The sequence below is a fragment of the Pararhizobium arenae genome (assembly GCF_001931685.1).
GTDB classification, from domain to species: domain Bacteria; phylum Pseudomonadota; class Alphaproteobacteria; order Rhizobiales; family Rhizobiaceae; genus Pararhizobium; species Pararhizobium arenae.
The window spans coordinates 261,416-276,444 of record NZ_MOOY01000004.1 but is presented as its reverse complement, the minus strand read 5'-3'; the positions used below and the strand labels follow the sequence as shown (position 1 = coordinate 276,444).

Below are 15,029 nucleotides of genomic sequence, written 5' to 3'. Positions count from 1 at the left end.
GCTTGCGGACGTAACGCAGGGGCCGCCGTACGGCTGACGCGGATCGTCCAGATCGTTACGGATCGCGCTGTCGCCGGGAGCGAAAACATTTCAGGTGAACAATGGCGCGTGCCTTTCTCTTCGTTCTTGATTCCTTCGGCATCGGCAATGCGCCGGATGCGGCAGCCTTTGGCGACGAAGGGGCCGATACGCTCGGCCATATCGCCGAATTCTGCGCTGCGGGTGCGGCTGATCGTGCAGGTTTGCGTAAAGGGCCGCTGAACGTTCCGAACATGACGGCGCTCGGCCTTGTCCATGCGGCCAAGCTTGCGACCGGCAGCGTGCCGGCCGGTCTTGCTATCGATGCGCAGCCCAACGGCGCCTATGGGGCGGCAAACGAAATTTCGCGCGGCAAGGACACACCCTCGGGCCACTGGGAAATCGCCGGCACGCCGGTCAGCTTCGACTGGGGCTACTTCCCGACAGAAGGAGACGCATTTTCGCCGGAGCTGGTGGAGGCAATCTGTCGCGAAGGGAATGTGCCGGGCATTCTCGGCAACTGCCATGCCTCGGGTACGGACATCATCGCCCGCTGCGGTGAGGAGCATATGCGGACGGGAAAGCCGATCTGCTACACGTCCTCCGACAGCGTTTTCCAGATCGCTGCGCATGAGGAGACGTTTGGTCTCGAGCGGCTCCTGGAGTTCTGCCAGGTCGTGCGCCGGCTGCTGGATGACTACAACATCGGCCGGGTGATCGCCCGCCCCTTCGTCGGCCGATCGCCAGCCGATTTTACCCGCACCGGCAACCGCCGCGACTATTCCGTCCTGCCGCCGGAACCGACCCTTCTCGACCGGCTGACGAAAGAAGGCCGCACCGTGCATGCGGTCGGCAAGATCGCCGATATCTTCGCCCATCAGGGCATCGGCCGGTTGATCAAGGCAAACGGCAACATGGCGCTGTTCGATGCCACGCTGAATGCCATGGACGAAGCAGAGGACGGCGATCTCGTTTTCACCAATTTCGTCGATTTCGACATGCTCTACGGCCATCGCCGCGATGTTCCGGGCTATGCGGCGGCGCTCGAAGCCTTTGACGCGCGCCTGCCGGAAATTCAGGAAAAACTGAAACCCGGCGATCTCGCCATCATCACCGCCGATCACGGCTGCGACCCGACCTGGCGCGGCACGGACCACACGCGCGAGCGCGTGCCGGTGCTGGCCTTCGGGCCGGATATCCGCCCGCGTTCCATCGGCATCATCAACGGTTTTGCCGGCATCGGCGAAACCGTTGCCCGCCATCTCGGCATTGCGCCTGGCCTCCATGGGAGAAGTTTCCTTTGACTGCACATCTGAAGAAAGCCGAGCTGCACTGCCATATCGAAGGTGCGGCATCGCCGAAGCTCGCGCTCGACATGGCGCGCAAGTACAACGTCGATGTCAGCGACATCATCCGCGACGGCGCCTATGTCTGGACCGAGTTTTCCGACTTCCTGATCTGCTACGACAAGGTCGCAGAACTCTTCCGCACGGAAGAGGATTATGCCCTGCTCGCCGAGACCTATCTGACGGAACTGGCGGAAGCCGGCACGATCTATAGCGAGATCATCGTCTCGCCCGACCATGGCAACACCATCGGCATCGGCGCGGATGCTTATATCAGCGGCCTTGCCGCCGGCATCGAGGCCGCCAAGGCCAAGACCGGGATCGAAGGCCGGATGATCATCACCATCATCCGCCATCTTGGCACAGAGCGAGCGGAAAAGACCGCGCTCTACGCCGCCAAGCGCGCCCATCCGCTCGTGACCGGCTTCAATCTGGCCGGCGAGGAGCGTATGCACAGGGTTGCGGACTTTGCCCGCGCCTTCGATATCGCCCGCGACAGCGGTCTCGGCATCACCATCCATGCCGGCGAAATGGCCGGCGCCTTCAGCGTGCGCGATGCGCTCGATCATGTCCGCCCCTCGCGCATCAGCCACGGCGTGCGCGCCATCGAGGATGCCGGCCTGGTCGCCCGCATCGCCGATGAGGGTGTGGTGCTGGAAACCTGCCCCGGCTCCAACGTCTCGCTCAAGGTGTTCCCGGATTTTGCGTCGCATCCGCTGCGGAAGCTTCGCGACGCCGGCTGCCGGGTGACGCTGAATTCCGACGATCCGCCCTTCTTCCACACCTCGCTGGAGCAGGAATACGAGATCGCCTCCCATGTCTTCGGCTTCAGCGACGGCGAGATCAACGCCATGACGCTGACCGCAATCGAAGGCGCGTTCGTGGACGAGGCGACCCGGGCGAAGCTTCTGGCGAAGTTTTAGAGAGCGACGGCTGGGGATGACGCCGCAAACCGGCGCTCACCTCTTGCGGCCACCCGCTTTTCCGTGAAAAAGAGTGGTCTATCCAGAATTTTACGGAGGCTTGGCCATGGACGGCGTAACGGTCATCAATCATCCGCTCGTGCAGCACAAGCTGACCATCATGCGCAAGAAGGAAACCTCGACGGCCGGTTTCCGCCGGTTGCTGCGCGAGATTTCCGTGCTGCTCTGCTACGAGGTCACGCGGGATCTCGAACTGACGATGGAGACCGTCGAAACGCCGCTTGAAACCATTCAGGCGCCGGTTCTCGAAGGCAAGAAGCTGGTCTTCGCCTCGATCCTGCGTGCCGGCAACGGCCTGCTCGAAGGCATGCTGGAACTCGTTCCGTCCGCCCGCGTCTCGCATGTCGGCGTCTACCGCGACCATGAAACGCTGGAAGCCGTGGAATATTACTTCAAGGCGCCGGAAGCCATGGCCGAGCGGCTCGTCATCGTCGTCGATCCGATGCTCGCCACCGGCAACTCCTCGATCGCCGCCATCGACAAGCTGAAGGAGCGCGGCGCCAAGAACCTGCGCTTCCTCTGCCTGCTGGCCGCCCCCGAGGGCATCAAAAACTTCCACGCCGTGCATCCGGACGTGCCGATCTATACAGCGTCCATCGACAGCCATCTCAACGAAAAGGGTTATATCGTGCCCGGCCTCGGCGATGCCGGCGACCGGATGTACGGGACGAAGTAAGGCCTTCTTAACTAGGTATTCATTTCCAGATACCGTCGCCGGCCAAACCGGCGGCGTTTTCGTTTGGAATTAGCAACTGCCGTGCTTAGCTCGATACCTCTCAACCTCATGATGGGGCCGGATCATGCTTGCACGCCTTTCGATCTTCGCAGCCGGAATTGCCGTCGCAGCCATGGTCTTGCCCGGCGTTGCGACGCGATATCTGGAACAGGCGGAAAGTGCGGCGGGCCAACCTATCGAGCAGGCGCCTGTTTCGACGGCGAGCTATGCCGGCGGCAAGGGCGTAAAGCTTGAGGCGACACAGGGGCACTTCTTCGGCACGTTTGAGATCAACGGCCGCAAGCAGCCCGGCATGATCGACACCGGCGCCAGTATGATTGCTATCAATGTCTCCATGTCCCGCAAACTCGGGATAGCGCCGGGCAGCCTGCAGTTTAACGCGCGCGCCAACACCGCAAATGGCGTCGTCAAGGGCGCACCGGTTGTTCTCGACCGCGTGAAGATCGGCTCGATCAGTGTCGAGAACGTGCGGGCGATGGTGCTGCCGGATGCATCGCTTTCGGGCATGCTTGTCGGCATGAGCTTTCTCAATCGGCTGTCATCCTACCGGGTCGAAAACGGCGCACTGCACCTCGTCAGGTAGTTAGCCAATCCGGGAAACGATGACCGGCCTTGTTGCCGGGGCTTGATCACCAAACTCGTAAACGGCGCAAAGTCGCGTGCGTGCGGCTTCCGCCGCCGCCTGATCCGCGGCATGCACGATGGCGAAGGGCTCGCCCTTTTCCAGCCGCGTTCCCAGCGGCTTCAACTCGCTGAAGCCGACGCGATGGTCGATGGGCTCGTTGGGGCGTGTGCGGCCGCCGCCGAGCGCGATCACCTCCATACCGACAGCTCGGGCGTCGCAGGCGACAAGAAAGCCGGCGCGCGGCGCTTCGACCGGCAAAACGACCGGCGCTTTTTGTAGATAGGCGTCGCTTCGCTCGATGAAATCATGCGGGCCGCCGAGCAAATGGACCATGCGACCGAAATGGTCGAGCGCGGCACCGCTCTCAAGCGCTTGGCGCACAGTCGCTTCGGCTTCTTGCGAATTCGTTGAAAAGCCTGAAGAAAGCAGCATTTCCGCAGAAAAGGCCATCACGACGGTTTCGAGCCGGGTGCCGGCCTTTTCACCGCGTAGGAAGGCGAGGCAGTTTTCGATTTCCAGCGCGTTGCCGGCGGCATCGGCCAAGGGCTCGTTCATGTCGGTGATCAGGGCCGTGGTCTTGACCCCTGCCCCGTTGGCAACGCCGACGAGCGAGCGGGCAAGCGTCTCTGCCTCTTCCAGGCTCACCATGAAGGCGCCGGACCCGATCTTGACGTCGAGCACGAGCGATTGCAGGCCGGCGGCAAGCTTCTTGGAAAGGATCGAGGCGGTGATCAGGGGGACGGAATCGACGGTGGCCGTCACGTCGCGGATCGCATAGAGGCGACGGTCTGCGGGCGCGAGTGCGGCCGTCTGGCCGATGATGGCGCAGCCGGCTTCCTCGACTGTGCGGCGGAAAAGTGCTGCCGATGGCTTGATGTCGTAGCCGGGGATGGATTCCAGCTTGTCGAGCGTGCCGCCGGTATGGCCAAGGCCGCGGCCGGAAATCATCGGCACGGCAAGCCCGCACGCGGCTGCAATCGGTGCCAGCATCAGCGAGACATTGTCGCCCACGCCGCCGGTCGAATGTTTGTCGGCGATCGGGGCGGTAATGCCGCTCCAGTCCAGCACATCGCCGCTGTCGCGCATGGCAAGCGTCAACGCCACGGTCTCATCCGTCGACATGCCGGAAAACCAGGTGGCCATGGCAAAGGCCGCGACCTGACCTTCAGAGATCGAACCATCCGAGAGGCCACTAATAAACGCGGCGATATCCTCGGCGGAGAGGACTTCGCCGTCACGTTTGCGCCGGATGATTTCCTGCGGGAGCATCGTCAATAGGCGGCCGCGGCCACGGCTGGTTCGCGACCCTCGAGCACCGCAAGGATATCGCCGAGCAGGCCGGAAGCGCCGAAGCGGAAGGTGGAGGGCATCGGCCAGTCCGGGCTGTGGATCGTCGCCGCGAGGTTTAGATAGAGGCGCGCATCGCCGACCGTACGGACGCCGCCAGCCGGCTTGAAGCCGACCTTGCGGCCGCTTTCGCGGATGCAGGTCAGCATGATATCGGCCGCTTCCAGCGTCGCATTGACGGCGACCTTGCCGGTGGAGGTCTTGATGAAATCGGCGCCTTCCTGGATGGCGATATGCGAGGCGCTGCGGATCAGGCCGCGATCCTTCAGTTCGCCGGTTTCCAGAATGGTCTTGAGCAACACCGGCGGCTTGCAGACAGCCTTGACGGCCGAGATCATCGTGCGCACGGCCCGTTCGTCACCGGCCATGAAGGCCTTATAGGGAATGACGAGATCAATCTCGTCGGCGCCATCGGCAATCGCCTTTTCGGTCTCGGCAATAACGGTTTCGACCGGCAGATCACCGGAAGGGAAATTCACGACGGTCGCGATCTTGACGGCGCTGTCGGCCCCAAGAATACCCCGCGCCTGCGCGACGAAACGCGGCCAGATGCAGACGGCGGCGGTGTGGCCAAAGGGCGTTTGCGCTTGTGCGCAGAGCTTTTCGATGGCTTCCGGCGTGCAGGTATCGTTGAGATCGGTGAGATCCAGCAGCGACAAAGCGAGCGACGCAACCTGTCGGTTGTTGGCTTCGAGCATCATTTTGGTCCGTTTCCTCTCCCGCCTCGGCTCATGGCCGGGCAGTTATCATCTCTTTCAGGATGGCTGCGAGACGCTGCCCGCCGACGGGCGCCATATCCTTGGTTTCATGATGGCTGAGTTCCGCGCCGGTCATGCCTGCCCCATAATTGGTGATAACCGAGGCTGCGGCAACCTTCAGGCCGAAAAATCGTGCCAGGATCACTTCCGGCACCGTCGACATGCCAACGGCATCGGCGCCGAGAATGCGCGCCATGCGGATTTCAGCTGGCGTTTCGAAGTTTGGGCCGGAGAACCACATATAGACGCCGGCACCCAGCGGAATATCGAGCTTTATGGCGGCGGCGCGGATGGCTTCAGCCAACTCCGCATCATAGGCGGCCGTGAGGCCAACAAAGCGGGCGTCGCTGTCGATGCCGATCAGCGGGCTCTCGCCGGAGAAATTGATGTGGTCGGTGATCATCATCACTGAGCCCGGCGGCAGATCTTCCCGCAGCGAGCCTGCGGAATTGGTGAGGATCAGCGTTTCGACGCCGAGCGCCTTCATCGTCTCGATCGGCCCGCGCATGGCATTAGCATCGCCGCGCTCATAATAATGCACGCGGCCGGACAGCACGATGACGGGCACGCCGCCGATCTTGCCCGCCACCAGCTCACCCGCATGGCCGGAAACGGCACTGACGGGGAAGCCAGGGATATCGGCATAAGAGATGCGCACCGCATCCGTCACGCCTTCCACCAGCGAGCCGAGGCCGGAGCCGAGCACGATGCCGTAACGGGGCTGAAGCCCGCCGAGACGGCTCTTCAGCAGGTCTGCGGCGGCCGTCAACCGATCACCTCGGTCTCGAAGGAATGCGGCAGCAGATCGGAAAGCGCCAGTGTCTTCTTCACGCCGGTCTCGTCGCACAGGAAAATGCGCGTGCTGGCGCCGGAAAACTCTGCCAGCCGCTGGCGGCAGCCGCCGCAGGGCGGGCAGAGCGCCAGTTTTTCAGCGATGACGGCGACTTCGAGGATCTTGCGCTGGCCGGCCATGACCATGTGGCTGATGGCCGTGGTTTCCGCGCACCAGCCTTCGGGGAAGGACAGGTTCTCGATATTGGCGCCGGAATAGATTTTTCCGTCCTCGGCGCGAATCGCCGCGCCGACGGGGAACTTGGAATAGGGCGCATGCGCCTTGGACATCGCCTCGCGGGCGGCTTCGAAGAGATCGTTTTCCATCGATCAGCGCTCCTTCACATAGGGAATACCGCCAGCCTTCGGCGGGATGGCCTTGCCGATGAAGCCGGCCAGCAGGATGACGGTCAGGATATAGGGCAGCGCCTGCATCAGCTGTACCGGCACTTGGCCGATCAGCGGCAGCGGATTGCCTTGCAGACGGATCGCCAAAGCATCGAGGAAGCCGAACAGCAGGCAGGCCAGCATGATGTTGACCGGACGCCACTTGGCGAAGATCAGCGCGGCGAGCGCGATATAGCCCTTGCCCGCCGTCATCCCCTTGACGAAGCCGGCATTCATGGCAAGCGACAGATAGGCGCCGGCAAAGCCGCAGAGAATGCCGCAGCAGATGACGGCCCGGTAGCGCAGCCAGATGACCGAGATGCCCGCCGTATCGACCGCACCCGGATTTTCCCCGACGGCGCGCAGGCGCAGGCCAAAGCGGGTGCGATAGAGCACCCACCAGCTGATCGGCACCAGCGCGAAGGCGAGATAGGTCAGGAGGAAGTGGCCCGAAAGCAGGTTCGCATAGATCGGGCCGATGAACGGCACGTCCTTGACGGCATCTGCAAAGGGCAGGTCCCAGGTCTGGAAGCGGGCGTCGCCGGAGAGTGCCGGCGTACGGCCGCCCTGGCGGAACCAGGCTTCGCCCAGAATGACCGTCGAGCCGAAAACGATAAAATTGATGGCGACACCGGAGACGATCTGGCTGCCGCGCTGGGTGATCGAGGCATAACCATGCACCAGCGACAGCAGAACAGAAATCAGGATCGCGGCGAGAAGCCCGATAAAGACGGAGCCGGTGACGGCGGCCACCGCGCCGGCCGCAAAGGCGGCGCCCAGCATCTTGCCCTCAAGACCGATATCGAAGACGCCCGCGCGCTCGGTGTAGAGGCCGGCAAGGGCTGCGAAGATCAGCGGCACGGAAAGGCGGATGGTGGATTCGAGAAGTGCGATGATGGTTTGGAAGAAATCCATGGCTCAGGCTCCCTTCGTCTGGACGGCAGCAGAGCGCTGGCCAAAGGATGCAAAGGCGCGGCTGATCGCCGGGCGGAACATATTCTCAAGCGCGCCGGCAAAGAGGATGACGAGGCCCTGAATGATGACGATCATGTCGCGCGAAATGGCGGGCATTTCGAAGGCGATCTCGGCGCCGCCCTGATAGAGCATGCCGAACAGGATAGCCGCCGGGATGATGCCGGCCGGATGCGAGCGACCCATCAGCGCCACCGCGATGCCGACAAAGCCGGCGCCCTGCACGAAATCGAGCTGCATGCGGAACTGCTCGCCCATGATCGGGTTCAGCGCCATCATGCCGGCGAGGCCGCCCGAGATCATCATGACGATGATGGTGATGCGGGTTTCGCTGATGCCGGCGTAACGGGCGGCAGAGGGGCTGTGGCCCATGGTGCGCAGCTCATAGCCGAAGCGCGTGCGCCAGATCAGCACCCAGACGCCGAAGGCCGCCAGCAGCGCCAGCAGGAACGAGACGTTGAAGGGGGCGTTGCCGATGTTCAGCCCGAAGATCGAAAGCAGCCAGTCGAGCTTGGGCAACTGGCCGCCGGCCTCGAAGGTGCGGGTCTGCGTCGCCATCGAGCCAAGCGGCTTCATCACGCGCGTCAGCAGGTAGACCATCAGGCTCGAGGCGATAAAATTGAACATGATGGTGGTGATGACGATATGGCTGCCGCGCTTTGCCTGCAGCCAGCCCGGAAGAAAGGCCCACATTGCGCCAAAAGCGGCCGAACCGATGATTGCCAGCGGAAACACCACGAACCACGGCATGGTGCGATCGAGCCAGAGGCAGGCGAGCGCCACGCCGATACCGCCGATATAGGCCTGACCTTCGCTGCCGATGTTGAACAGACCGGCATGGAAGGCGACGGCCACCGAAAGGCCGGTGAAGATGAAGGTGGTCGCGTAATAGAGGGTGAAGCCGATATATTCGCCGCGGCCGAAGGCGCCGTTCACCATGTGATAGGCGGCATTCAGCGGGTTTTCGCCGACGAGCAGAACGACGAGGCCGGCAACGAGGAAGGCGACGACGAGGTTGACCAGCGGGATCAGCCCGTATTCTGCCCAGTTCGGCAGTTTTGCATATGGATTGCTCATTCGGCGGCCTCCTTGGGGCCTTCGACACCGGCCATCAGCAGGCCGAGTTCGCCCTCCGTCGCGTCCGTGCCGCGCTCGCCGACGACACGGCCGGCAAACATCACGAGGATACGATCGGACAGCGCGCGGATTTCATCGAGTTCGACGGAGACCAGAAGCACGGCCATGCCGCGGTCGCGCATCTCGATGATCCGCTTGTGGATGAATTCGATGGCGCCGACATCGACGCCGCGGGTCGGCTGGCCGATGATCAGCACGTCCGGGCCACGCTCCATTTCGCGGGCCAGCACGATCTTCTGCTGGTTGCCGCCGGAGAAATTGGCGGTCTTCAGCTTCGCATTCGGCGGGCGAATGTCGTATTTCTGGATTTTCTCTTCGGCCTCGGCGCGGATCGCTTCCATGTTGAGGAAGGGGCCGTTCAGGTAGCGCTTGTCGCGCTGATAGCCGAGAATGGCATTTTCGCTTTCATCAAACTTCAGCACGAGGCCGACATGGTGACGGTCTTCCGGCACATGGCCGAGACCCTGGCTACGCAACGCGCCCGGATCGACATGGCCGGTAACATCAACAGTGCTTCCGTTCAGCACCACGGAGCCGGAAACAGCACGGCGAATGCCGGAAATCGCCTCCAGCAGCTCGGACTGACCATTGCCCGCGACACCCGCAATGCCGACGATCTCGCCGGCCTTCAGGTCGAAGGAGACATTGTCGACCATGGTCACGCCGCGACCGTCGCGCACCGTGAGGTTCTTGACCGACAGCTTGACCGCGCCGGGATTGGCCTCGCCCTTTTCCACACGCAGGAGCACACGGCGACCGACCATCAGCTCGGCCAGTTCCTCGACGGAGGTTTCCTTCGTCGTGCGCGTCGCCACCATCTCGCCGCGGCGCATGACGGAGACCTCGTCGGTGATCGCCATGATCTCGCGCAGCTTGTGGGTGATGAGGATGATCGTCTTGCCCTGATCCTTCAGCTGCCCGAGGATGCGGAACAGATGATCGGCTTCCGCAGGCGTCAGCACGCCGGTCGGCTCGTCCAAGATCAGGATATCGGCCTTACGATAGAGCGCCTTGAGGATTTCTACACGCTGCTGCAGGCCAACCGGCAGTTCCTCGATCAGTGCATCGGGATCGACCTCCAGCGCATATTCCTTTTCCAGCCGCTTCAGCTCGACGCGCGCCTTGGAGATGCTGGTGTTCAGCACCTGGCTGTCTTCGGCGCCAAGCATGATGTTTTCGAGCACGGTGAAATTCTCGACCAGCATGAAGTGCTGATGCACCATGCCGATGCCGCTTGCGATCGCCGCATTCGGATCCTTGATGACAACGGCCTTGCCGTCGACGACGATCTCGCCGCGATCGGCCTGATAGAAGCCGTAGAGGATCGACATCAGCGTCGATTTTCCGGCGCCGTTCTCGCCGATGATCCCGTGGATCGTGCCCTTGCGGACCTGGAGATTGATATCTTTATTGGCATGGACAAGACCAAAACTCTTGTCGATGCCTCTGAGCTCGATGGCTAGATCGCTCATGTCGGCCTTTATTCCCCAAGTGGCCCGGTTTCATCTTCTGGCGGATGGCACGGGCGTCGATTTTTTTACCAGTTGGTATATATTTATCATTCGAATTTTAGCTTTGTCAGCCCAAATTCGCATTTCACGCACACTCTTCCCGATTTCTCCAAGGAGAGTCCAGCACCGATTTGCTTCGTTCGCCCTGAAATACCGCAGGGTTTCTGCTCTGCATTGTGATAGAGGGCGAGACGAAAACGTCGAGGAACAGACCATGGCCGATCAAGACGCGCGCATCACCAATCTCGAGGAAACCGTGGCCCATCAGGCGAAAGTGATCGAGGAACTCTCCGACCAGCTCACCGAGCAGTGGAAAGTGGTGGAGCAGACCCGCGCCAAGCTCGACCGGCTGACGGAGCGGTTTCTCAATCTGGAAGAGCAGAGCCTCGAAGCGCCAGCGATTACCCGGCCGCCGCATTATTGATTACTGGTCGCAATTCAAGAATCAATATCGACTAGTGGACGACAGGATCGCTTCTGGAGCATGCGATGAAGAGAGACAGCAAAGAGCATTTTCGAAAAGTTCTTGCTTATCGAGGCATGTGGGTTTCAAACGACAACCTCGATCAGTTTTTTGGGCTTCTCGCCGGCTTCGATGCTGCAGGCGATCCACCGGTCCTCGAAGGATTTCGCGAGTGGCTTCTAGCTACCTATCCGGCATGCAGCGGACCGTTTGGCTTTTCCGTACTGGTGCTGCAAATCCTTCCAAAAAACTTGAAGGGGCGGGAGTCCGTGGATCACGCGGTCGTCATTCTCACGCGATTTCTCGACGAAACTGACGCCGCCGCCTCTTCAACATGAAGGACTACGACACAAAAAACCGCCGGCACAGGACCGGCGGCTTTCTCATTCCATAGCCGTTCTTAGTAAGGGCAGGCTTCGTCCGTCATATAGTCGTGAACCTGAACCGTACCGGCAATGATGTCGGCCTTGGCCTTGTCGACGGCGGCCTGCATTTCCGGGGTGATCAGGGCCTTGTTGTTGTCGTCGAGCGCGTAACCGACGCCATCTTCCTTTAGGCCGAGATTGGAAATGCCGACGGCGAACTTGTCGTCCTTGGCGGACATGAAGCTGTCATAGACGGCAACATCGACGCGCTTCAGCATGGAGGTGAGCACCTTGCCCGGCTGCAGCATGTTCTGGTTCGAGTCGACGCCGATACCGAGCTTGCCGGCATCTGCAGCCGCCTGCAGGACGCCAACGCCCGTGCCGCCGGCCGCGTGATAAACGACGTCAGACCCCTGGTCGAACTGCGACTTGGCGATTTCACCGCCCTTGACCGGGTCATTCCAGGCGTCCGGCGTTGTGCCGGTGTAGGCTTCGAGAACCTTGACGTCAGCGCCGGTCGACTTCGCGCCGCCGACATAGCCGCAGGCGAACTTGTGGATCAGCGGAATGTCCATGCCGCCGATGAAGGAGACGGTCTTGGACTTGGACGCCATGCCGGCGAGAACACCGACGAGGTAGGAGCCTTCCTGTTCCTTGAAGACGACCGACTTCACGTTCGGCTTGTCGACGACCATGTCGATGATGGCGAACTTGATGTCCGGATATTCGGCCGAGACCTTTTCGAGGGCAGCAGCCCAGGAGAAGCCGGCCATGACGATCGGGTTGTTGCCGTCGCCTGCGAAGCGGCGAAGCGCCTGCTCGCGCTGAGCGTCGTTGGCGATTTCGAATTCGCGATATTCGATGCCGGTTTCAGCCTTGAACTTCTCGGCGCCGTTGAAAGCCGCTTCGTTGAAGGATTTGTCGAACTTGCCGCCCAGATCGTAGATGATCGCCGGCTTGATATCGGCGGCGAGCGCCGTTGCGGACATCATCGAAAAAGCGAGGAGGCCGAGGAGGGTTTTCTTCATAGTGCAGCCCTATTGTTGCTATTGATCTTTTTTGTTGGGTCCTCCCGCACGCCCTCTCTTCGGAGAGCATGTCTGCGGAACCACCGACCGCCCCCCAGGGAGGTCTGGCTGGCGCGCATCCTTGCACGGCTCAAACGAAAATTCACCCGAAATTTTTCAGTTGGTAAAAAAAGGCAAATTGCTCAAACCGCGGGCAAAATCTGCCGAATTTGGCGGCTAAATGGTCGATTTTCAGGCCGTCAGCAGCAGGCGGGTAACCGGTCTCCGTCACGGATCGCAGCACAAGAAAAGGCCGTCGCATGAACCATGCGGCGGCCTGAATATTGCGTATTGCTGCCGGTATCAGAAGCTCTTGCTGAGTTTCAGCGTGACCGTGCGCTGTTCGCCATAACCGCAAGTGAACGTGCCCTGGCAACCCTTGACGTATTCCTTGTCAAAGAGGTTGCTGACGTTCAGCGAGGCACCCCAGCCATTTTTCTCGTAGCGGATTGCCGCGTCAGCAACGACGGCATCGGGAACCCAAACCGTGTTTTCTATATCTGCTGCCGACTCGCCCTGATAACGCAAACCGCCACCAAGGCTGAGACCCTCCATTGCGCCCTCGGTGACCGTGTAATCCAGCCACAACGCAGCCTGATGCTCGGGAATCAGGCGCGGACGCTTGCCGATATAGGCAGCGACCGCCTCCTCGGTGATCTCCATGTCGGTGTAGGTGTAGGAAGCAAGCAGCTTCCAGTTCTGATCGATATTGACCTTGCCTTCGAGTTCAATGCCTTTCGATTCGACTTCACCAAGCTGGGTCATGGTAAAGCCGTTCGGGTTCAGCGCGTTTTCCTTAGTCAGGTGGAAGACGGACGCCGTGAGCAGACCGTCGAAGAAGGTCGGCTCATACTTGATACCGGCTTCATACTGAGCGCCTTCTTCCGGAACCAGCGGCGTACCCGAAGCGGAAATGCCGATCAGCGGATTGAAGAAGGTCGCGGCACTGACATAGGGCGTCAGACCATTGTCGAACTCGTAGGCCAGACCGGCCCGGCCGCTGAGCGCACTGTCGTCGGAGGTGTAGGAGCCCGTGGCAAGACGCGAATCGGTCTCGGTATCAACGTAGTCGTAACGGCCGTTCAGGGTCATCAGCCAGCCATTGCCGAAGCGGATTTGGTCCTGCGCATAAAGGCCGACCTGCTGCATGCGCGAAACGCCATCGAGATAAACGAAGTAATCTGGCAGCGCACCACCATAGACCGGGTTCTCCGGGTCGAGATCCGAAGCGGGGAAGGCCGAAGCCTGCGTCTGGTCGATCTTGAAGTTCTTGTAGTCGAGGCCGACAAGCAGGTTGTGCTCGGTGCCGGCCACCTCGAACTCGTTCTGCAGGCGGTTATCGACGTTGAAGCTGTCGACGCTGGTATCGTGCTTGAAGCCGAGACGCGCCAGATCCCCCGCTGCCGTGTAGGCATAAGGATAGACAAGCTCCTCGGACTTATCGAGATGCGCGAAACGCAGGTTCTGGGAGAAGGTCCAGCCGCTGTCGAACTGATGCTGGAACTCATAGCCGATCATCTGCTGGTCGTAGCGGCCATAATCGTGATCCGGTTCGCCATAGAAGAAATCGCGATCGATCTTGCCGCCGAAAGGGCCATCCTCGACGGTGCCGTAATATGGCAGAAAGCCATTGGCAACGTGGGTCTGGTCGAGGCCGGACGCGAGCGCATAAACCGTCAGGCTCGTCGCATCATCCGGCGTATAGGTGATCTGCGGCATGATGAAGCCGCGCAGGTCCTCGGAGTAATCCGTATAGTTGTCGCCGCCGGCGATCTTGCCGGTAATGCGGTAGGTGATGGTGCCATCGTCCTTCAGCTTGTCGTTGACGTCGAAACCGAAGAAGGCATTGCCGAAATTGTTGATGCCGATTTCCGTGTAGTAGAGCGGTTCGTCCTGCGGACGCTTGCGCACAAGATCGACGATACCGCCGGGGTTGGAGCCGCCGTAGAGGACCGAAGCAGGCCCCTTGAGAACTTCAACACGCTCCAGCATGAACGGATCGGACTGGAAGCCGCCGAAACCATAGGAGAAGAGATTGAGACCATCCAGGAAAACGCCCGTCTGGCTGGCATCGAAGCCGCGGATATAGAACCAGTCCGTATCCGGATCGGTCCCGAACGGCTCGGCGGAAACGCCCGCCGTGTAACGCAGGGCCTCATCCACCTTGTTGATGACCGCACGGTCATCGAGTTCCTCGCGGCCGATGACGGAGACGGACTGCGGGATTTCCGACACAGTCATCGCCGCTTTCGAGCCGGTGCCGGTGGCCTTGGCGACATAACCATCCACCGGGCCCTTCGCCTCGGCATCGGTCGTCCTGCCACCTTCGACGACGAGCCGCTCGAGCGGCGTCGCGCCCTCGGTGCCGGCATCCTGCGCCATGGCCGGCATGGCCAGGCCGGCAATCGCCAAGGTTACAAGCGAGACGCCCGCCTTGAGGAAACGGTTAAGACCAGTTTCATTGTTACGCATAGTGTCACCCT

The 15,029-nt window shown here is 61.2% G+C and carries 15 protein-coding genes; 6 read left to right on the top strand and 9 right to left on the bottom strand.

What is annotated here, in order from left to right; all coding sequences use genetic code 11:
* The first annotated feature begins 101 nt into the window (after positions 1 to 101).
* The 4 genes from BLX89_RS10690 (at position 102) to BLX89_RS10675 (ending at position 3,666) form a co-directional block, all read left to right on the top strand.
* The gene (locus BLX89_RS10690; RefSeq protein ID WP_075290882.1) at positions 102 to 1,322 is read left to right on the top strand and encodes a phosphopentomutase; all 1,221 of its coding nucleotides are present in this window, start codon (positions 102 to 104) and stop codon (positions 1,320 to 1,322) included.
* Entirely contained in the window at positions 1,319 to 2,287 is a 969-nt protein-coding gene (locus BLX89_RS10685) for an adenosine deaminase (RefSeq protein ID WP_075290881.1), read from the top strand. The genes BLX89_RS10690 and BLX89_RS10685 overlap by 4 nt, the downstream gene beginning before the upstream one ends.
* 106 nt (positions 2,288 to 2,393) lie before the next feature.
* A complete protein-coding gene (upp, locus tag BLX89_RS10680) occupies positions 2,394 to 3,023 on the top strand; it encodes a uracil phosphoribosyltransferase (protein WP_075291098.1) in 630 nt (209 codons plus the stop codon).
* 124 nt (positions 3,024 to 3,147) lie between these two features.
* The gene (locus BLX89_RS10675; protein WP_075290880.1) at positions 3,148 to 3,666 is read left to right on the top strand and encodes a TIGR02281 family clan AA aspartic protease; all 519 of its coding nucleotides are present in this window, start codon (positions 3,148 to 3,150) and stop codon (positions 3,664 to 3,666) included.
* Here the strand turns inward: BLX89_RS10675 and deoA are convergent, their stop codons facing one another.
* Genes deoA through BLX89_RS10640 form a run of 7 tightly spaced genes read right to left on the bottom strand, consistent with a single transcriptional unit; the run spans position 3,667 to position 10,612 of the window.
* Positions 3,667 to 4,983, bottom strand: coding sequence for a thymidine phosphorylase (deoA, locus tag BLX89_RS10670; RefSeq protein WP_075290879.1), 1,317 nt, complete (start codon positions 4,981 to 4,983; stop codon positions 3,667 to 3,669). It lies immediately after the preceding gene.
* Entirely contained in the window at positions 4,980 to 5,753 is a 774-nt protein-coding gene (gene deoC / locus BLX89_RS10665; protein ID WP_075291097.1) for a deoxyribose-phosphate aldolase, read from the bottom strand. The genes deoA and deoC overlap by 4 nt, the downstream gene beginning before the upstream one ends.
* 31 nt (positions 5,754 to 5,784) lie before the next feature.
* A complete protein-coding gene (locus BLX89_RS10660; protein ID WP_075290878.1) occupies positions 5,785 to 6,582 on the bottom strand; it encodes a purine-nucleoside phosphorylase in 798 nt (265 codons plus the stop codon).
* On the bottom strand, positions 6,579 to 6,971 hold the full coding sequence (locus BLX89_RS10655; protein WP_075290877.1) for a cytidine deaminase: 393 nt from the start codon (positions 6,969 to 6,971) through the stop codon (positions 6,579 to 6,581). The genes BLX89_RS10660 and BLX89_RS10655 overlap by 4 nt, the downstream gene beginning before the upstream one ends.
* Positions 6,972 to 6,974: 3 nt before the next feature.
* Positions 6,975 to 7,946 carry an ABC transporter permease gene (locus tag BLX89_RS10650; RefSeq protein ID WP_075290876.1) on the bottom strand — a complete coding sequence of 324 codons (972 nt, stop codon included), beginning with the start codon at positions 7,944 to 7,946 and terminating at the stop codon, positions 6,975 to 6,977.
* A gap of 3 nt (positions 7,947 to 7,949) precedes the next feature.
* Entirely contained in the window at positions 7,950 to 9,080 is a 1,131-nt protein-coding gene (locus BLX89_RS10645; RefSeq protein ID WP_075290875.1) for an ABC transporter permease, read from the bottom strand.
* Entirely contained in the window at positions 9,077 to 10,612 is a 1,536-nt protein-coding gene (locus BLX89_RS10640) for an ABC transporter ATP-binding protein (protein ID WP_075290874.1), read from the bottom strand. Before BLX89_RS10640 ends, BLX89_RS10645 begins: the two co-directional genes overlap by 4 nt.
* A gap of 253 nt (positions 10,613 to 10,865) precedes the next feature.
* On the opposite strand from BLX89_RS10640, the gene BLX89_RS10635 reads away from it, so the two are divergent.
* Positions 10,866 to 11,075, top strand: a complete 210-nt coding sequence (locus tag BLX89_RS10635; protein ID WP_075290873.1) for a SlyX family protein — start codon at positions 10,866 to 10,868, stop codon at positions 11,073 to 11,075.
* A 65-nt stretch (positions 11,076 to 11,140) separates the two neighbouring features.
* Positions 11,141 to 11,452, top strand: coding sequence for a hypothetical protein (locus BLX89_RS10630; RefSeq protein WP_143523579.1), 312 nt, complete (start codon positions 11,141 to 11,143; stop codon positions 11,450 to 11,452).
* A gap of 62 nt (positions 11,453 to 11,514) precedes the next feature.
* On the opposite strand, the gene BLX89_RS10625 is transcribed toward BLX89_RS10630, so the two are convergent.
* Together BLX89_RS10625 and BLX89_RS10620 are read right to left on the bottom strand one after the other, a co-directional pair.
* Complete coding sequence (locus BLX89_RS10625; protein WP_075290871.1) at positions 11,515 to 12,507, bottom strand: BMP family lipoprotein; 993 nt, start codon at positions 12,505 to 12,507, stop codon at positions 11,515 to 11,517.
* Positions 12,508 to 12,849: 342 nt separating this feature from the next.
* Positions 12,850 to 15,018, bottom strand: coding sequence for a TonB-dependent siderophore receptor (locus tag BLX89_RS10620; RefSeq protein WP_075290870.1), 2,169 nt, complete (start codon positions 15,016 to 15,018; stop codon positions 12,850 to 12,852).
* Positions 15,019 to 15,029: the final 11 nt, after the last annotated feature.